The sequence below is a fragment of the Hyphomicrobium sp. genome, from assembly GCF_020852195.1.
Classification (GTDB): domain Bacteria; phylum Pseudomonadota; class Alphaproteobacteria; order Rhizobiales; family Hyphomicrobiaceae; genus Hyphomicrobium_C.
Genome location: NZ_JADZBI010000222.1, coordinates 1 through 16,017, shown reverse-complemented (window position 1 = coordinate 16,017; position 16,017 = coordinate 1). Strand labels below are relative to the sequence as shown.

Below are 16,017 nucleotides of genomic sequence, written 5' to 3'. Positions count from 1 at the left end.
GCACTGGCGGCACTGGCGGCCCCTTTCATCGAAGACACAAACCGCACGCGCATTTCTGCCGGCGCTCCGATCTCGCGCGCCCACCGCGTGAGTGCATCGGTAATGGCATCACGATCCACGCGCTGGCACAGATCGCAGGCTGTCGCGTAGCGATGTTGCAAGTCGTCAAGTGCTGGCAGCATCTGTGTCGCCTCTCTCATGTATCGGCAATGAGCGGACGCGCTCGGCGGCGGTGAGGGCGGCGAAGTGCGCTTCGATCACCGGCAGGTGTTCCTTGATCTCCCGCCCGCAGTAGCCAGAGAGAAACAGCGTCTCGATGAGGTCGGACTGAGAAGGAGAAGGCCCACAGACGCGATGCACGGCGCCGATCATGTCGGCCTGGACGCGTAGCGCGAGCGCGATCTGTTCGGTGGGGGAGAGCATCACGCCGCCTCCTGAGAAAGCGCGCTCGGCAGTCTGCCAACGGGTGGCACACATGTTTCGGCCGAGCGCTCGGCTTCGTCAGCCGAAGAAGTCGCCGCAGGCACGACGGTGTTGGGTTGCACTTCCACTTTGGCCTGCGGCGCGCCTTGCGGCGAGGGGGGAGCGGCGGGCAAGCCGTACATGGGTTCCGTTGGCGCCATGGCCCGCCGCCACGCCTGCCAAAGGTTCTTCAGCAGACGCTTTTCCATATAGCGCTGCGCTCTCCGATGAGCCTTTATCGGCTTCATCTCGGGATCGCGCGCTAGTTCGTATTCTTTCCGGGCGAGGTACAGCGTGCGATATTCGCCATCGCGGTTGCTCTTAATGAGCGCATCGCCAATGTTCCACATGCGGGAGCGGCGCTGCGGCGAGTAACCGTGCTCGATCCAGGCTTCCTTGCTGGCTCCTTTCGCAAGCCCGCCTTGGCGCACATCGCCCATGACGGCGAGGCCCATGCGTTTCCACAGCTTGCCAGGGTTTGCATAGTTCGAAAGGTCGCCGGCTTCCGCGACGATGACCGCCAGTGATGCCGGCCCGAAGCCGCGGATGGACGCTCCAAACCCCGCCCATACCGGAAGCTGAGACGCGAGTCGCGACATTCCCTTGAGCGCGCGCGCTTCGATGTCATCGAACGGCTCGCGTGCAAGCTCGGTCGCGGCGATCACGTCAGCCCACTCACCACGCTCGCCGCCGTCGAGCAGCGCTTGCGCCTGGGCTGCGATCTCCTTCCGCTCCTTCTCCGGCAGGTCGAGCCGCCAGCCCAGCACCATCCGCAGGAACGCGCCCAGCGCGAGGTTCATGCGCTTGCGTTGCTCCATCGCAAAGCAGCGCTGGCGGTGCCAGCCGCGGATTTCTGCGATGGTGGTGGAGAGCCCGTCCGCTGGGGGCATCGGGTTCACGGCCTGGGAGGCAAACGAGGGGTGGCCCCCAGCGGACGGATCGGGAGAAGGCGGGAGGGCACACGTATGCTGGTCCTGCTGGACTCCGATATTCCGGCCCTCTCCGCCTTCAACTGTGGATTTCTTACGAGGGCATCTGCGATCTCCGCTGCCTTTTGGATCATGCGTTGCAATTCTTCGGGCTTCACCACGTCGCGCACCCGCGCGTCGTGGGAGGCTTGCGCGTGCTTCTGGATTTGCCGAATGAGAGCGGCTTCCGCCGCGTTCGCCACTCGCAGGTGCTCAAGCTCGCCAATCCGAATGTTGCCGATCACGCGGCCGTCGCGCACGCGGTAGGTATCGAGGACTGTGACCGCGATGGTGCGGGCTACTGCGGCAGCGGCAGCGCGCTGCGCTGGCGTGGGTTCGCGGACGGGGAGGGCAGGGTATGGGAGGGTCCCGCCTAGAGGGTGGCCAGCCCCGCCGCGATAGGGTGGAGAAGCCGCAGCACTCCCTAGTCGGGGAGCAGTATCCGGTCGGCCGCGATCTTCTCCGTGGGGTTGCCGGGCAGGGGCAACGCCCTTCAGGTCGCCAACAAGACAGTGGCCCCCGCCCGACAATTTCTTCTCAGCTTGGCGATAGACCGCGATCCATTGATCCAGCGTTCCGCCGTTGCCGATGAACTCTTGCGCCGTCGCAAACGCGCGCATCTGTTCGCGCGAGAACCCGGCTTTCTCGAATGCCGCCGCAAGCGCCGTCATCACGCGGCCTCCCTGCGCTGCCGCAGCGCAAGCCCATCGAGCGTCTCGCAAAAATCCCAGGCGGTAGCGTTGGCGGTGCCGGCAGGCGGCGGCAAGCCGCGCTCGGTGGCCGCGAGCCAAGCCCCATACTTGCGCTCCCACGCGGCGAGCTGGCTGCGCAGAAAGGCGCGACGAGCGTCTGCCGGAAGGCAGGCTATGTGGGCGTCAACGCGCGCGAGGTAGCGCGCGGCGCGGGTGGGGGAAGGAGAAGCGGACATGCGGTGCTCCCGTGTGTGGGGAGCACTTTGCGATAATCGCGAATATCAGTCAATAGGCATGTCGCGAAAATCGCGAAAATTATTTTGGGCACCGAGCCGCCTTCACGGCTTGTTGCGCCCCGGCAAGGGCGAAGTCGAAAAACAGGGAAGGTTCACCCCTGACCTGCAGTTGAACCCGCAGCCGCTTAGCCGCGGCAAGCCGAGCGGGGCTCAAAGTGTGAATGTAAACGGCATTCCGCTCGCTACCTACCACGCCGTCATGCATAGTCTCAGCGCCGCTATCCAGTCGATACCGGATGAAGGGCTTGCCAAAAAACTGCGCGCCTTGCAGCTCAAGTTTGACACTGACCTTTTGATTTACACAGCCAACTACAAGGGCGCCAACCGGCTCGTTCGGCCGCGTCGGTAGGTATGAGAACGTGTACCGCTTATCCGAAATCGGATCGGTAAACGTGGACGACTTCCATGCTGGCTGCGCGCTCGCCGGCAACGTCAGCAGGGTCGCCGCAATTAATACCGCTTGAGCCCAAATAGCACCCTCCCCACGATTACGATTTCATCCAGGCCAACGTCCTCAACCGGGTGGCTCTTGTTATCCGAAATGATGAGAACGCGCGGCGGCTCGCCTGAGCGGGCGACCTGCAGGCGCTTGATAATGAGCGCGCCGAACCGATCCCGAAGGGCGTAAATCCCGTCTGGCGTAGGCACCTTGTGGCCGGTGTCGATTAGCAGCCGCTCACCGGAGGCGATTGTCGGGAACATGCTATCGCCGTGCGACTCGGCAATAAGGATGCGGCTTTCCGGCGCCCGCACTTCCTCGCGCATGAAGCTGGACGGGAAGCGCCAGGTCTCGCTTTTTAGGGGGTCTGAATAAGAGCCGTTGTGGACAACTTCTCGGCTCTCAAACCCTCCACCACCAAGCCCGGCACGCATATCGACTTCGCGAATGCCGCCCGCTTGCGGCGCGGCTTGGTCGTCACCGCGCTCGCCGCTTGGGCTCTCGCCGAAGAACTCCACGATCTCAGCCATTTCGGCCGCTGAAATCTCGCGCTTTTCGCCCTTGCCGCGCCAACTCGGAACGCGCGCCGCGTCCGCGCTCTTCCAGCTTCGTTGCCAGCCACCTGCGCAAGTCGTTGGGCTTTAATGCCATTTCGCGATAATTGCGCTTTCCGCAAAGAAATCTATCGCGAGTTTCGCAAAATGCGCTTGACTGCAAATCGCGATTATCGCAAATTTCGTTCATGGAACCGGCCAAATCAGTCATTGAAAAGCTTGGCGGCGTCGAGGCTGTCGCCAAAGTCACTGGCAAGCACGTCTCGCGCATCTACCGCTGGACCTATCCTGTTGAGCGCGGCGGAACCGGCGGGCTGATCCCGCAACGCGAAATTCCCCGGCTGATCGAACACGCGCGCCGCAAGGGTGTCGCTCTCGCGCACGCCGACTTCTTCTCGGCCCCCGCGCACCGTCGCGAGGTCGCCTGATGTTCCCCTCTGCCGCTGCCTCCCTCTCGCTTTCCCTCCAGCGGCGGACCGCGCCGGTCGTCTCGCACAATGCCCCCCGTGCGTGGCGGCCGGCGCACCTATCGCAGTGGCTCCGCCGCGCGCCTGTCCAATCATTCCTGAGCGAGGTTCCTGCATCTCGAGGCGTTCGAAAGCGAGGCTATTGCCGAGGCATTGGAACGCAAACGCAGCGAGGCCGCGCGTAATGAACTTTCGGAACTCCGGACCCGTCTACTCCGCCTCGAATCCCTACTGGCTCAAACCGATCCGGACTTCCATCGCCCGTCTGTTGATGCGCTGCGCGATCAAGCTCGGGACATGGGCGGAAACGGCGGCCCTCTGGCTCGCCCCTTGGTTCGCTGGGGTGCGAAATGACTAAGCCGCAAGCGTTCTACCTCGCCTTCGGCAGTTCCGCGCTCGCCGCCGTCTTCATCATCCTCGCAATGGTGCTGTGATGGCCTGGTCGGACGAAGCAATCGCCACGGTCAAGATGATGTGGGACGAGGGCCGCAGTGCCTCCGAGATCGGCGCGCATTTCAACGTCTCCCGCAACGCCGTGATCGGCGTTATCTTTCGCAAGGGCTGGCAGCGCGGCGGCGCGCAAGGTGCTCGCGAAGGCGGGCGGAAGTGCGCGGCGCAGATGCGAGCCGAAACCGGCGCGCGCACGGTCAACCTCCGCGAGCGGCTGAAGCGCTACGCCGTCGCGCCCACGCGGTTGCCGCGCAAGCCCGGCCTGCCGCCTCTGCAGTTTGCGCCGTTGGTGCCTTCCGCTGAGCCGGAAGCGCCGCGGTTCGGCCCTGGCGTGCCGCTGCTCGAATGCCGGGGCTGCCGCTTTGCTGTCTCGCCACACGACGCTGCGACGCATCTGTTCTGCGATGCGCCTAAGCTCGACGGCTACTCCTACTGCCTCGTACATTGCGCGGTCGCGTTTCGGCTGCCGGAGAAGGCGAGGACCGCGGCATGACCCCGCAACAGCTCCCCGAGATTGGCATCTTTTATATGGCCAGCCCCTATTCCAAATACGCTGCCGGCATCTGGCCAGCGTACAGGGAAGCCGCGCGCATTGCGGGCCGGCTTGTCGATGCTGGTCTGAATATCTTCTCGCCCATCGTCCACAGCCATCCGCTTGCCGCGTACGGCGATATCGATCCGCTCAACCACGCGCTTTGGATGAAGGCGGACGCGCCGTTCTGCGCAATGGCCGGCGGGTTGCTGGTGGTGCAGATGGACGGCTGGCACGAAAGCAAGGGCGTCCTTGCGGAGATCGAAATCTTCCGCGCCGCCGACAAACCGATCTTCTACGTTTGCCCGCAGACGCTCGCGATCGAAGCCGAACCTCAGCAGGTGGCGGCATGACGCCCCGACGTCCCTCCCTCTCCGAAGCCGATCTGCAACAGCACGTCGTCAAGCTGCTCAACGCCTACGGCCGGCCGGATGTCTGCTGGTGGTCCTGCCCGAACGGCGAGCTGCGCAACTGGAAAGTTGGAGTGCGGCTCAAGGAGCAAGGGCTTCGTGCCGGTGCCAGCGATCTGATGTTCGTCATCGACGGGCGCTTCCATGCCGTCGAGCTCAAGATTGAGATTGGCACGCTCTCTGGCAAGCAGCTCGCGTTCGCCGAAGACCTGCAGCGCGCGGGTGGCTTCGCGCATGTGGCGTTCGGCCTGGACGACGCGATTGGCGTGCTCAAAGCCATCGGCGCGTTCCGCGCCGGCATCAATTTCTCGACCGCCCTTGGGAAGGGCGCGCGCAGCGGGGAGGGCGAGGCGTCGTCCTGCTCTCCCCGCAATTCAGTCGCCAGCGCGGAGGCGACGAATGCGTGAGCATTATGTCTATGCGCTCTACGATATTGCCGGGGTCGCATTCTACATTGGCGCCGGCAAAGGCGAACGCATGCTGTCTCACGTGCGAAAGGCAAGAAGCTTCGCGCGTCAGTATCCGGCATCCTCCAAGTATGCGTTTATCGTCGATTGTATTGACCGCGGCTTTGCTCCCGAAGGATTGAAGATCGCTGACGGTCTGTCACGCAGCGAGGCTATGAGCCTTGAGCGCGATCTTATTTCACTAATTGGGCGGCGCGATCTTGAGACAGGCCCGCTGCTAAATAGCTGTGAGGGCGGTCACGGCATCAAGAACTTTTCTCCAGAAACGCGAGCCTTGATTGCCGAGCGAACAAGAGCGGCGATGGCCGATCCTGCTTTGCGCCAGCGGCTATCCGCGAAAGCAAAGGAGAGGATGGCCCAACCTGAACGGCGCCAAGCACTCTCTGAAAATGTGCGCGCCATTTCGAGCGATCCTGATTATCGCGCGCGGTTGTCCAGGTCTCAACAGGCGCGCTGGATCGATCCCGCCCGACGCGAGGAAGCGCGCATCAAAACGATGTCGTTGCCACAACGCGCCCGAGGCAAGGACGGACGGTTCACCAGTGAGGTTGAGGCGCCCACGTGATGGGTCAGATGGCACCGCAGATCGCCGCCTTTCCCTCTCCGATCAACAAGGCGACTGCCCATCCAGGAGTTGGTCATGGCAATTTCAATAAGTGACCTGAGGCGTGTGCAAGGTGATGGCCCACCACGGGTTCTAATCTACGGTCCTGAAAAGGCCGGAAAGACCACGCTGGCTAGTGAATTCCCGTCGCCTGTATTCCTGCAAACGGAAGAAGGCGTCGGTACGCTGGAGATAGACTCCTTTGGGAAGCTAACCAATTTCGGCGATGTGATGGACGCCATTGACGCGCTTTACCAAGAGGACCACGAATTCCGTACCGTTGTCGTTGATAGCGTCACTGCATTGCAGGCGCTCATTTGGGCCGAGACGGGAGAGCGCGGAGACGAAAAGGGCAATAAGAAAAGCCGCATTGAGGACTTTGGTTATGGCAGGGGCTACACGTATGCCCTCAACATCTGGCAGGAGTTCCATGAGGGTTTGATGGCCCTGCGGCGCGACCGGGGGATGACAGTCATCCTCATCGCTCATTCCAAAATCGAACGCTTCGATAATCCGGAAACGGTCGCATATTCTCGGTACGATATTGACCTACACGACAAGGCGCGAGATTTCCTAAAAAGGGAATGCGACGCCATCATCCTTGTGAAGCCGGACGTGACAATCAAGGAAGAAGAACAGGGCTTCAACAAGAAACGCGCGCGGGCCGATGGTGGCCGATCCGTCTGGATGCACAGCACGTCGCGACCGGCATACGCCGCCGGCAATCGCTTCGATCTTCCTGAGAAAATTCTCTACGAGCGCGGGCGCGGCTACGCCGCGCTCGCTCCACACGTCCCCGGCGCGCCGGCTGCTGAGCGGGCAGAAGCCGCCTAACCACAAGGAACAACTCCAATGGCTGAACTGAATCAGGCTTTCGACCCGAATGAAGTCCCCGAGGACGATCGCAGCTTCGAACCGCTGCCCGCGGGCGACTACCAGATGCAGGTGATCGAATCGAAGATTGAAAACACCAAGAGCCTCACCGGGAAGATGCTGGTGCTCACGCTCGAGGTCGTCTCCGGCCCGCACACCAATCGCCGCGTCTGGGATCGCCTCAACATCGTCAACCAGAACGCCGACGCGCAGCGCATCGCCCAGCGCGCCTTGGCCGATCTGTGCCTCGCCGTCGGCATCGCGCAACTGCGCGACACCGACGAGTTGCACTTCAAGCCGTTCGTCGGGCGCGTCGGCGTGCGCGAGGACAAGACGGGCCAGTACGGGCCGCAGAACACCGTGCGCTACAAGGCGAGGGGCGGGCAGCCCCCGGCGGGGAAGGCGGGCGGCCCTACGTCTGCCGGGAGTGCGGCCGGCCAACAGACGCGCACGGCACCAGCCTCTGCGACGGCCCGCCCTTCTGCGCCGGCTGCATCCCCTTCTAGGCCTTGGGCCAAGGCCAGCTAGCGAAGCCGGGCGGCCCGGTCCTGATTGGCGTCCGATCCAGGCCGCCCTTCACCCCCTCAACCTCACAGTCGAGGAGCGGCGGCAGCATGCCTCCCTTGCCCCAACCTATCAACCACACCGTCGAGGCAATCTACGGCGCGCTGGCGCGCCGCTCGCGCCACGGTGACAGCCGCGGCATCCCGGTTGGATCGATCGGCGAAGAATGCGAGCGCAAGCTGTGGTACGCGCTGCGTTGGGCGGCGCCGGCCGAACAGATCACCGGCCAAAAGCAGCGGCTGTTCGGTACCGGCCTGCGCGAGGAAGAACGGCTCATCGAAGACCTGCGCGCGGCCGGCGTGCGCGTGGAGGCGACGGACCCGGCGAACGGGCAGCAGTTCCGAGTTGAACTCGCGGACGGCTGGCTGCGTGGGAAGATTGACGGCCGCGCCGAAGGCGTCCCGGAAGCGCCGGCCACGATGCACGTTCTCGAATGCAAATCCCACAACGAGCGCAGTTTCAAGGAACTCGTCAAGCACGCGCCGCCGAAGGGCGAAGGGCTGCGCAAGGCGAAGCCCGAGCATTTCGCGCAATGCCAGACCTACATGCTGGCGCTCGGGCTGACTCGCGGGCTCTACCTCGCCGTCAACAAGAACACCGACGAACTCTATGCCGAGCGGCTGGTGTTCGATGCGGCCTTTGCAATCGCGCTGGAGTCAAAGGCAACGCGCATCGCTCGTACCGATCGAGCGCCGGCGCGGTTGCATGACGACGTGAAAAGCAAGGCCGCGTTCGCCTGCGCCTGGTGTCCGGCTTTGGGGCTGTGCCACGAAGGCCAGTTTGCGCGCGTCAACTGCCGGACGTGCCTGCATGCGCAGCTTGAGGCGGGAGCCGAAGTTCGATGCGCATTGTCCGGCCAGCTTCGCTCTTACAACGAACAGCAGGTCGGTTGCGCCTCGCACCTGTTCCTGCCCGATCTCGTCCCCGGCATACAGATGGACGCCGGCGAGACGTGGGTCGAATACGAGTTGCGGGACGGCACACTCTGGCGCGACGCTGAGGAGTTGCAGCCATGCTGACGCTGCGACCATACCAACGCGAGGCCGTCGATGCCGTTTACGCCTACTGGCAGAAAGGCGGCGGCAACCCGCTGATCGTGCTGCCCACGGCCGCCGGCAAGTCCCTTGTGATCGCCACGCTGGTGCGCGAATTGTGCGAAGCATATCCCGATCTGCGCATCGGCATCGTGACCCACGTCAAGGAGCTGATCGCGCAGAACTTCGCCGAGCTGCTGCGCTACTGGCCTGCGGCGCCGGCGGGCATCTATTCGGCCGGCATCGGTCGACGCGACACACGCTCGCGTGTGCTGTTCTGCGGCATTCAATCTGTTCACAACAAGGTGGACAAGCTGGGCAGCTTCGACGTGCTGCTGGTGGACGAGGCCCATCTTATTCCGCGCTCTGCCGAAACCACCTACGGCAAATTCATCGCACGCCTGCGCGAGGAAACGCCGGACATGCGCGTGGTGGGGCTGACCGCGACGCCCTATCGCCTGGATTCCGGCAGGCTAGATCGTGGCAAGGATCGGCTTTTTGACAAGATCGCCTATGAGGCGAACGTGTCCGATCTTATCGAGGCTGGATTTCTCTCGCCGCTTGTCAGCAAGGCGACGGTGCAGAAGATGGATGTAAGCGGCGTCGCGCGCAGGGGCGGCGAGTTCGTGCCCGGCGCACTGGAGATCGCAGTCAACAAGGACTGGATCACGCAGGCCGCTGTCCGCGAGCTTTGCCAGTACGGCGCCGATCGACGCGCGTGGATCGTGTTCTGCGCCGGCGTGAAGCACGCAGAGGCGGTGCGGGATGCGGTGCGCGCCGCCGGGCATCTTTGCGAGGCGGTGACCGGAGAGACGCCGAAGGCCGAACGCGACCGCTGCATTGCGCAGTTCCGCTCCGGGCATCTGCGCTGCCTGACGTCGGTCGGTGTACTCACTACCGGGTTCAACGTGCCGCACGTCGACCTGATCGCGCTTATGCGGCCGACGATGTCGACGGGGCTGTACGTCCAGCAAGTCGGCCGCGCCTTTCGTATCTCGCCCGGCAAGGCCGATGCACTGGTGCTTGACTTCGCTGGCAACGTGAAGCGCCACGGCCCGGTTGACGCCGTCGAAGCGACGGCTGGCGGCGGCGCGAAGGGCGACGGCGAAGCTGTGACACTGGCGAAGGAGTGCCCGAACTGCGCAACGCTGGTGGCGCTGGCGGCCCGCTCATGCCCGACTTGCTCTTACCTCTGGCCGGAGCGCGAAACGATGCCGAAGCATGAGGCCGTGGCCGACGCCAGCACGTCAATCCTGAGCAGGGGAGCCCCGGCATGGGTTGAAGTCGATGCGGTGCGGTACTTCCGGCACGAAAAGCCTGGATCGCCGCCCTCGCTGCGTGCGGAATACCAATGCGGTTTCACTCTGCATCGCGAATGGGTGTGCCTGGATCACCAAGGCTTCGCGCGCCAGAAGGCGGAAACGTGGTGGCAGCGCGCGGCGGGTACGTCGCCGCCGCGCAGCGTGGACGAGGCCATGCGCAGGGTGGGGGAATTGCGGCCGCCAGAAGCCATCCAGGTGCGGCCCGATGGCCGGTACTTCTCCGTCGTTGGGCGGCGATTCCAAGCAAGAGAGGTGGCGGCGTGACCCTCCCACTCAACGCACCCGATCTCTGCGCCATCTGCCGGCGGCGATCCGACAACATCGCCGTCGGCCGCGCGCCCGACAACCTCGCCTGGACATGCACCGACTGCCTGCCTGCCGCCAAGGAGGCCATCCGAATGCCAAAGGACTTCGATCGTATCGAGCAACGCGCCGTGGAGAAGGTCGCCGCGCAGCTTCCAGCGGATCAGTTTGCCTTCCCAGCCGACGAGCTTCCTCAATTCGTCCGCTACGTGCTGGATGATTTCGCCGCACGGCTTCGCGCCGAGCTCGCTTCCAACGAGGCGCCGTTCTGATGCAGTCCGCGCTCGCCCGTCTCCTTCCTCGCGCCCGCGAGCCGGCCGAAGAGACCAAGCAGCGCGCTTGGCGCGAATACGGCCTGCTGGTGGTCGACGTCGAGACCGCCAACCTCACCTGGGATGCGCGCGAGTATCTGCGCGTGATCGGAGCCAAGCTCTATGGGCCGCGTCGCCGGGCTCCAGCGGAGAGAAAATGACGCTGCTGCCCACGGTCTTCGATCCGACTTCGGTCTCGCTCGCCTCGCATAATCTCGATGTGGCGTTGGACCTCGCACGCGCCGGAGCCTACGTGTTCCCAGCGCAGTCGGCAGGGCCGGGCCGGAAGCAGCCCTGCCGTGGCGTCTATTGGAAGGACGTATCGACGCGGGACGAGCAGAAGATACTCGCCATGTGGGAGCGTCATCCCGACGCCGTTCCGGCCATCGACCTCGCCAAGACCGGGCTGCTGGTGATCGATTGCGACCGCAAGCCGTGCGACGGCCTGACATGGCTCACCGCGCACGCCGCCGGGCGTGGTGACGACCTGAGCGAGCCGCCCGCAGTCGACACCCCCTCAGGCGGCCGCCACCTCTACTATCGCAACGACTTCACGCCTCCGCAAGGCAACGGCCGCGGCGCGCTGCCTCCGAAGGCCGAATGCGGCATCGACGTGCGCGGCGCCGGCGGCTTCGTTGTTGCACCCGGCGCGGCCTTTACGGACGGGACAGGTTGCTATTCTGAGCACGGTTCGATCTTCGATGCCGGACCGCCCCCAGCGTGGCTGTGCGATCTGCTCAAGCCGCCGCAGCGCCCCCTGCAGGTCACGGTTCCCGCCGAGCCCGTCAGCGACGCCCGCCTGCTGGCCTACGGCGAGGCGGCTTTGGACGAGTTGCTGCGCGAGCTCGCCGCGGCCCAACCCGGCACGCGATCCGACGAGGCCAATCGCATTGCTTTCCGCGTCGGGCAACTCGTCGGCGGCGGGTGCGTCGCCCGCGCGGCCGCGCAGAGTGCGCTCGAACAGGCGGTGCTGTCATGGGGCGTCAGCCCGCGCGACAAGGCCCTGGGGCCGCGTGGAACGATTGCGCGGGCGCTCAAGGCCGGCGAGGCGAGCCCGCGCGGCCCGGATGACAGCGTGCCGGCCGTCGAAATCGCGCTGAGCCTGCCCGGCGGCGATAGGATTGACCCGGAGACCGGCGAGGTGCTGGACGCCCAACCGGAGCCTTCTCCCACCCCGCCGGCCGGCGAACTCCCAGACTACCTTACCCACCCGCCAGGCCTTGTGGGCGCGATCACCGATTGGATCGCCGGCACGGCGCTCTACCCGCAGCGCGGGCTCGCCTTGGGAGCGGCGCTCACCATCGTTGGCACCGCCGCCGGCCGCCACATCGCCGGCCCCAACAAGTGCGGGACGCACCTCTACGTGGTGGGGTTGGCGCCGTCGGGCGCCGGCAAGAACCACCCGCTAAGCCAGATTGCCGTCTTGCTCGCCGCGGCTGGCATGCAGGAACACATCGGCCCCAGCCAGTTCATTTCCATGCCGGCCGTCATCAACTTCCTCTGCCGCAGCCCACTATCGGTCTGCGCCATGGACGAGTTCGGCAGCTTCCTCAAGCGCATCAACAATCGCCGCGCCTCCGGATTCGAGGGCGCCATTTCCGGCCTGCTGCGCACGGCCTGGGGAGCCAGCTTCGGCGCCATGAGCACGCCGGAATGGGCGCAGCGGGCCAGCGAGACGATCTTCAGCCCGGCGCTTTCGATCTACGGCGTCTCGACCAGCCGCGAGTTTTACGACGCCCTGGAGGGCGCAGACGTGACGAACGGCGTGCTCAACCGCTTCCTGGTGATCGAAACCAAGCGCCGGCCGCAGGAGACGCAGCCAACGGCGCCGGCCGATCCTCCCGCCGCGATCGTGGCCGCGCTCAAGGCCATCTACGCCAGCGCCGGCCCGCTCGGGATGCTCTGCCAGTCTCGGCAGGCGCCGGCCTACCGCACGCTCTCCATCAGCCCTGATGCCGAGCAAATCCGCCGCGGCTTCGTGGCCGAGATGCACTCCAAGGGCGACGCCGATCCCAGCCTGGAGCCCTTCCTCGCTCGCACGGCCGAAAATGCGCTGCGGCTCGCCAGCATCGTCACCATCGGACAGGATCGCCGGGAGATCGACGCTGCGGCCATGGCGTGGGGCCGCGAGTTTGCCGCATGGAGCGCCGATCGGCTGGCCGAAGGTGCTGGGCTCTACATCGCGGATAGCGAGAGCCAGGCGGCCGCCCAGGCCGTACGCAGGGCGATCCAGGAGCGTGGTGGCCGGCTCAAGCGGCGCGATCTACTGCAGGCCATCAAGCACCGCTACAAGACGCGCGAGCTTAATGACGTGATCAACTCGCTCGCCGAGGCTGAGGATATTAGAATTGAAAAAACGGTCCCGCCGGGTGGCGGCACGCCGACGGTCTGGTACAGCATTAGGGCGTAATGAGCACGGCCAATAGCCGGTCAATTTTTCCGAGTGCCAATAGCCGGTCAATTTTTCCGAGTGCCAATAGCCGGTCAATTTTTCCGAGTGCCAATAGCCGGTCAATTAGCCGCTCCCGACGCTACGATCGGCGCAGGCGTAGGCGCAGCCGCGAATGGGGTAAAATCCGTTCAGCGGTTTTTCACGCCGCGGCGGCGAGGGGGCCGGCCATCGCGTGAGGATGCTGACTTGCGCGCATGGACGATGTGGACCGCGCGCGGACTGCTGAAGTCGATCAATATCGACAGCACAGAGGCGCGAATCCAGGCGGCGTGGGAGCGAGTGCAATCCGCGAAGGACCGCGGCGAAACCGCTCGCTACGAATTTGCTTACCTCACTAACCTGCCTTTCTAATCCCGATTTCAATTGCCCTGTTTTGCCCCCCAAACTCCGTATAAGTGGATTTCCGGCAAATAAACCGGAGACCACGAGGGGGATAAGCCGCTACACCGTCAGTCGAGAGCGATAGTCGCTCATCGTCCCGCTCCAGAGCGCAGCCGGAACAGCACGCCTGCGATGGTCGGCGGCGGCCATGCCGACACCTGCCGACACAACTCGCCGGCGCGCAGCACGTCCTCATCGGAGGCGTTGTCAGCCCAGCTATCAATCTCGGCGACGATGCGCCGGCCGCTCGGCAGCGTGTCATCGCCGCAGAGGATGTGGTGCGCCTCCACACCGTCGAGCACGTGGGACAGTAGGCCCCATTGCCACGCGTCGAGCGGCGGCCGTGCCGCCGCGGCCAGCGCGCGATAGCGCACGACATCGGCCGTCAGGAGCGCGGGGAACGAGACGCCCATGGTTTCCGCCTCCCGCTGGGCTGCGGCGAGAGGCGGGGAAAGATTGAGGGTGGTTTTCATCTGGGGAATTATATAGTTGAGTCCCTTGGCTCTCATTTCGCCTCATCGCGCTGCGATGCCGTGCGCTAACCTGTACGCATTCCATCCCGCCGCATCGTTGGCGCCGGGTATGGGCATGTCGGTGACGCGCTCGGAGGTGTAATTATGCGGATGTCCTACCTTTGAGCCGAATCGCTGAGCAGCGGCGAATGCCGCCCGCTCGGTGGTGTAGATGCGCGTGGGTGCATCGGAGCCACAAGGGTTGATCTGTATGATTCTGTACCCGATTGTTGAATGATTAGTCATCTGTCAGACTCCATTCACCGACGCCGCATATACCCGGCGGAGCGGAGTGTCTCAGCCCACTCGCGGACGGTGAATTGTTCAGCCGGCGCGAAGCGAGCGGCGGGGGCATCTTGCTTGAATGTCGCGGCGGCGTGGCCGCCAAGCTCGCGAACCATCGCGGCGGCGGCCTTTTTGTCGAGACCTTTGGCCAATACAACGCCAGCGGCGGAAGTGACTGTGTAGGTCTGGTTGGCGGGCATCATCTCTCTCTCCATTCGGCCCCCGTAGGGCCTCTCTGTGAGCGTCAGCATCTGCTGACATGCACACCATAGCATACTGGACAGGGGTGTCAATATCGGCTATCCATTATTATGCGCCGCGACGATCACGAATTGTTACAGCCGCCCGCCCGCAGGGGTCGCCCGAGGCTCTACGCGCGCAGGATCACGCTGCGGCTCACGGAGCAGCAGGACGCGGGGCTGCGCGCGCTCGCGGCGGAGACGGGGCAGGATGTCGAGAGCCTGATCCGCACCGCGATCGAGCGTGAGCTGCGCCGGAGGGCGCGGGCCGCGCGGCGGGGATGACGCCACGGCCGTGATCTCAACCGAACTCTCAACCGTTCGGTTGAGATTTTTTTTTGCCGACGGTTGAGACGGTTGAGGAACGGTTGAGAGTTCGGTTGAGATGAGGATTTTGTGAAAAAAGTCTAATATAATCATATATATATAACGGTTGAGACGGTTGAGAGTAGAAGATTATATTCTACCTAGAATTGGGGTTTTTGGTGGGGGTGTTTATAAGGACGCATCTCAACCGTCTCAACCGTCTCAACCGTCGCCTCGGTGGCGCCATCGCCTTGACCATCCCGCCTCAAATCACCTACCTCTCTCCCTGCGCGCTCTACCGCCAAGGGCGGCCTACTCCAGGAGGCCGCCATGTCACGTCCGAAGTCAGCAGCTCGCCCCCGCTACCCAGGCGGCAAGCTCAAGCCGGAGACGGCAAGCCCAGCCGTCGTGCGGGCGATCATCGATGCCGCCAAGCGCGGCGCCGCCAATCCTCTGTTGCGATCCGAGATCGGCCGGCTGCGGCTCAAGGATGTGCTCACCGACCGTCAGGTGATGGCTGCTACCCGCTTTGCGGCGCTGGCTGGCTCCTATGATCGCCTCAAGGGCATGCCGCGGCGCACGGTCGCCAGCCCGTCATACCAAGCCGGCTATGGCGGCGGTGGAGAGGCCACCCGCGAGGATGTCGAGATCATCGAGGCCTTGGGCGCCGGCGCCAACATCGTGGAGTTGTCGCGCCACAGCGATAGGCTGCGGGCCGTGGTCCGCGCCACGAAGCGCTACGAGTCGGCCCGCGGAGTGCTGAGGGGTGTCGGGATCGATGCCGAGCGCTCGGTCTGCGCCGTCGCTCTGTACGACGAGGTCGTTGTTTCCGGCCGCTGGGCGTCGCTTTGCGCCGGGCTGGATGCGCTGGCCTCACACTTCTCGGCTTGACAAATCGCAGAAAATCAGATTTCCGTTATCCCAGATGTGAAGTTGCGCCCGCCCGGCAGTTGTCGCGGCGGGCGTTTTCGTTGGAGCCAGGAGCCCCCCCTGCCCAAGCCTCTCGACCGTCGCATCCGCAACCGCGAGCACGACGCAAGGCGCAGGGCAGAGAAGCCATGGCGTGCAAGGTACGCCACGGCACGATGGGCGTC

At 64.4% G+C, this 16,017-nt stretch carries 24 protein-coding genes; 17 read left to right on the top strand and 7 right to left on the bottom strand.

What is annotated here, in order from left to right:
* The 3 genes from IT540_RS18480 to IT540_RS18470 all read right to left on the bottom strand — a co-directional run.
* On the bottom strand, positions 1-182 hold a 182-nt coding region (locus tag IT540_RS18480), incomplete at its 3' end, for a hypothetical protein (protein ID WP_291181182.1).
* Positions 166-423 carry a hypothetical protein gene (locus IT540_RS18475; protein ID WP_291181180.1) on the bottom strand — a complete coding sequence of 86 codons (258 nt, stop codon included), beginning with the start codon at positions 421-423 and terminating at the stop codon, positions 166-168. The genes IT540_RS18480 and IT540_RS18475, both read right to left, overlap by 17 nt.
* Positions 423-1,262: a hypothetical protein gene (locus IT540_RS18470; RefSeq protein WP_291181178.1), complete on the bottom strand. Its 840-nt coding sequence runs from the start codon at positions 1,260-1,262 to the stop codon at positions 423-425. Before IT540_RS18470 ends, IT540_RS18475 begins: the two co-directional genes overlap by 1 nt.
* 323 nt (positions 1,263-1,585) lie before the next feature.
* On the opposite strand from IT540_RS18470, the gene IT540_RS18465 reads away from it, so the two are divergent.
* Positions 1,586-1,807: a hypothetical protein gene (locus IT540_RS18465; RefSeq protein WP_291181176.1), complete on the top strand. Its 222-nt coding sequence runs from the start codon at positions 1,586-1,588 to the stop codon at positions 1,805-1,807.
* Between the two features lie 293 nt (positions 1,808-2,100).
* Here the strand turns inward: IT540_RS18465 and IT540_RS18460 are convergent, their stop codons facing one another.
* On the bottom strand, positions 2,101-2,358 hold the full coding sequence (locus IT540_RS18460; RefSeq protein ID WP_291181174.1) for a hypothetical protein: 258 nt from the start codon (positions 2,356-2,358) through the stop codon (positions 2,101-2,103).
* A 58-nt stretch (positions 2,359-2,416) separates the two neighbouring features.
* Here IT540_RS18460 and IT540_RS18455 point away from each other — a divergent pair, with 58 nt between their 5' ends.
* Positions 2,417-2,767 (top strand): hypothetical protein, encoded by a 351-nt coding sequence (locus IT540_RS18455; protein ID WP_291181172.1) that lies wholly within the window; start codon positions 2,417-2,419, stop codon positions 2,765-2,767.
* A 101-nt stretch (positions 2,768-2,868) separates the two neighbouring features.
* On the opposite strand, the gene IT540_RS18450 is transcribed toward IT540_RS18455, so the two are convergent.
* The gene (locus IT540_RS18450; protein ID WP_291181170.1) at positions 2,869-3,387 is read right to left on the bottom strand and encodes a S24 family peptidase; all 519 of its coding nucleotides are present in this window, start codon (positions 3,385-3,387) and stop codon (positions 2,869-2,871) included.
* Between the two features lie 212 nt (positions 3,388-3,599).
* Between IT540_RS18450 and IT540_RS18445 the strand changes: the two genes are divergently transcribed.
* The 13 genes from IT540_RS18445 (at position 3,600) to IT540_RS18385 (ending at position 13,551) form a co-directional block, all read left to right on the top strand.
* Entirely contained in the window at positions 3,600-3,839 is a 240-nt protein-coding gene (locus tag IT540_RS18445) for a hypothetical protein (protein WP_291181168.1), read from the top strand.
* Between the two features lie 472 nt (positions 3,840-4,311).
* A complete protein-coding gene (locus IT540_RS18440) occupies positions 4,312-4,821 on the top strand; it encodes a GcrA family cell cycle regulator (RefSeq protein ID WP_291181167.1) in 510 nt (169 codons plus the stop codon).
* Positions 4,818-5,213, top strand: coding sequence for a DUF1937 family protein (locus tag IT540_RS18435; RefSeq protein WP_291181165.1), 396 nt, complete (start codon positions 4,818-4,820; stop codon positions 5,211-5,213). Before IT540_RS18440 ends, IT540_RS18435 begins: the two co-directional genes overlap by 4 nt.
* Entirely contained in the window at positions 5,210-5,677 is a 468-nt protein-coding gene (locus tag IT540_RS18430) for a hypothetical protein (protein ID WP_291181163.1), read from the top strand. The genes IT540_RS18435 and IT540_RS18430 overlap by 4 nt, the downstream gene beginning before the upstream one ends.
* Positions 5,670-6,302 (top strand): hypothetical protein, encoded by a 633-nt coding sequence (locus IT540_RS18425; RefSeq protein ID WP_291181162.1) that lies wholly within the window; start codon positions 5,670-5,672, stop codon positions 6,300-6,302. Before IT540_RS18430 ends, IT540_RS18425 begins: the two co-directional genes overlap by 8 nt.
* Before the next feature lie 75 nt (positions 6,303-6,377).
* On the top strand, positions 6,378-7,175 hold the full coding sequence (locus IT540_RS18420) for an ATP-binding protein (protein ID WP_291181160.1): 798 nt from the start codon (positions 6,378-6,380) through the stop codon (positions 7,173-7,175).
* Positions 7,176-7,193: 18 nt separating this feature from the next.
* Positions 7,194-7,742 (top strand): DUF669 domain-containing protein, encoded by a 549-nt coding sequence (locus IT540_RS18415; protein WP_291181158.1) that lies wholly within the window; start codon positions 7,194-7,196, stop codon positions 7,740-7,742.
* Between the two features lie 86 nt (positions 7,743-7,828).
* A complete protein-coding gene (locus IT540_RS18410; RefSeq protein ID WP_291181156.1) occupies positions 7,829-8,797 on the top strand; it encodes an oxidoreductase in 969 nt (322 codons plus the stop codon).
* Positions 8,791-10,398: a DEAD/DEAH box helicase gene (locus IT540_RS18405; RefSeq protein WP_291181154.1), complete on the top strand. Its 1,608-nt coding sequence runs from the start codon at positions 8,791-8,793 to the stop codon at positions 10,396-10,398. The genes IT540_RS18410 and IT540_RS18405 overlap by 7 nt, the downstream gene beginning before the upstream one ends.
* Positions 10,395-10,709 carry a hypothetical protein gene (locus IT540_RS18400; protein WP_291181152.1) on the top strand — a complete coding sequence of 105 codons (315 nt, stop codon included), beginning with the start codon at positions 10,395-10,397 and terminating at the stop codon, positions 10,707-10,709. Before IT540_RS18405 ends, IT540_RS18400 begins: the two co-directional genes overlap by 4 nt.
* Positions 10,709-10,909, top strand: a complete 201-nt coding sequence (locus tag IT540_RS18395; RefSeq protein ID WP_291181151.1) for a hypothetical protein — start codon at positions 10,709-10,711, stop codon at positions 10,907-10,909. Before IT540_RS18400 ends, IT540_RS18395 begins: the two co-directional genes overlap by 1 nt.
* Entirely contained in the window at positions 10,906-13,158 is a 2,253-nt protein-coding gene (locus IT540_RS18390) for a bifunctional DNA primase/polymerase (protein WP_291181149.1), read from the top strand. The genes IT540_RS18395 and IT540_RS18390 overlap by 4 nt, the downstream gene beginning before the upstream one ends.
* A 228-nt stretch (positions 13,159-13,386) precedes the next feature.
* Positions 13,387-13,551, top strand: coding sequence for a hypothetical protein (locus tag IT540_RS18385; protein ID WP_291181148.1), 165 nt, complete (start codon positions 13,387-13,389; stop codon positions 13,549-13,551).
* Positions 13,552-13,670: 119 nt separating this feature from the next.
* Here IT540_RS18385 and IT540_RS18380 read toward each other — a convergent pair whose 3' ends face one another.
* Both IT540_RS18380 and IT540_RS18375 read right to left on the bottom strand, forming a co-directional pair.
* Entirely contained in the window at positions 13,671-14,090 is a 420-nt protein-coding gene (locus tag IT540_RS18380; RefSeq protein ID WP_291181146.1) for a hypothetical protein, read from the bottom strand.
* 263 nt (positions 14,091-14,353) lie between these two features.
* A complete protein-coding gene (locus tag IT540_RS18375; protein ID WP_291181144.1) occupies positions 14,354-14,581 on the bottom strand; it encodes a hypothetical protein in 228 nt (75 codons plus the stop codon).
* 129 nt (positions 14,582-14,710) lie between these two features.
* Here IT540_RS18375 and IT540_RS18370 point away from each other — a divergent pair, with 129 nt between their 5' ends.
* Complete coding sequence (locus IT540_RS18370; RefSeq protein ID WP_291181142.1) at positions 14,711-14,902, top strand: ribbon-helix-helix protein, CopG family; 192 nt, start codon at positions 14,711-14,713, stop codon at positions 14,900-14,902.
* Between the two features lie 351 nt (positions 14,903-15,253).
* Complete coding sequence (locus IT540_RS18365; protein ID WP_291181140.1) at positions 15,254-15,814, top strand: hypothetical protein; 561 nt, start codon at positions 15,254-15,256, stop codon at positions 15,812-15,814.
* Positions 15,815-16,017 lie beyond the last annotated feature (203 nt).

Excerpts from the sequence above, each read along its gene's own strand:
- IT540_RS18475 (WP_291181180.1), bottom strand. The coding sequence starts at position 423 with ATGCTCTCCCCCACCGAACAGATCGCGCTCGCGCTACGCGTCCAGGCC.
- IT540_RS18470 (WP_291181178.1), bottom strand. The coding sequence starts at position 1,262 with ATGAACCTCGCGCTGGGCGCGTTCCTGCGGATGGTGCTGGGCTGGCGG.
- IT540_RS18460 (WP_291181174.1), bottom strand. The coding sequence starts at position 2,358 with ATGTCCGCTTCTCCTTCCCCCACCCGCGCCGCGCGCTACCTCGCGCGC.
- IT540_RS18455 (WP_291181172.1), top strand. The coding sequence starts at position 2,417 with ATGTCGCGAAAATCGCGAAAATTATTTTGGGCACCGAGCCGCCTTCAC.
- IT540_RS18450 (WP_291181170.1), bottom strand. The coding sequence starts at position 3,387 with ATGGCTGAGATCGTGGAGTTCTTCGGCGAGAGCCCAAGCGGCGAGCGC.
- IT540_RS18445 (WP_291181168.1), top strand. The coding sequence starts at position 3,600 with ATGGAACCGGCCAAATCAGTCATTGAAAAGCTTGGCGGCGTCGAGGCT.
- IT540_RS18440 (WP_291181167.1), top strand. The coding sequence starts at position 4,312 with ATGGCCTGGTCGGACGAAGCAATCGCCACGGTCAAGATGATGTGGGAC.
- IT540_RS18435 (WP_291181165.1), top strand. The coding sequence starts at position 4,818 with ATGACCCCGCAACAGCTCCCCGAGATTGGCATCTTTTATATGGCCAGC.
- IT540_RS18430 (WP_291181163.1), top strand. The coding sequence starts at position 5,210 with ATGACGCCCCGACGTCCCTCCCTCTCCGAAGCCGATCTGCAACAGCAC.
- IT540_RS18425 (WP_291181162.1), top strand. The coding sequence starts at position 5,670 with ATGCGTGAGCATTATGTCTATGCGCTCTACGATATTGCCGGGGTCGCA.
- IT540_RS18420 (WP_291181160.1), top strand. The coding sequence starts at position 6,378 with ATGGCAATTTCAATAAGTGACCTGAGGCGTGTGCAAGGTGATGGCCCA.
- IT540_RS18415 (WP_291181158.1), top strand. The coding sequence starts at position 7,194 with ATGGCTGAACTGAATCAGGCTTTCGACCCGAATGAAGTCCCCGAGGAC.
- IT540_RS18410 (WP_291181156.1), top strand. The coding sequence starts at position 7,829 with ATGCCTCCCTTGCCCCAACCTATCAACCACACCGTCGAGGCAATCTAC.
- IT540_RS18405 (WP_291181154.1), top strand. The coding sequence starts at position 8,791 with ATGCTGACGCTGCGACCATACCAACGCGAGGCCGTCGATGCCGTTTAC.
- IT540_RS18395 (WP_291181151.1), top strand. The coding sequence starts at position 10,709 with ATGCAGTCCGCGCTCGCCCGTCTCCTTCCTCGCGCCCGCGAGCCGGCC.
- IT540_RS18390 (WP_291181149.1), top strand. The coding sequence starts at position 10,906 with ATGACGCTGCTGCCCACGGTCTTCGATCCGACTTCGGTCTCGCTCGCC.
- IT540_RS18380 (WP_291181146.1), bottom strand. The coding sequence starts at position 14,090 with ATGAGAGCCAAGGGACTCAACTATATAATTCCCCAGATGAAAACCACC.
- IT540_RS18375 (WP_291181144.1), bottom strand. The coding sequence starts at position 14,581 with ATGATGCCCGCCAACCAGACCTACACAGTCACTTCCGCCGCTGGCGTT.
- IT540_RS18365 (WP_291181140.1), top strand. The coding sequence starts at position 15,254 with ATGTCACGTCCGAAGTCAGCAGCTCGCCCCCGCTACCCAGGCGGCAAG.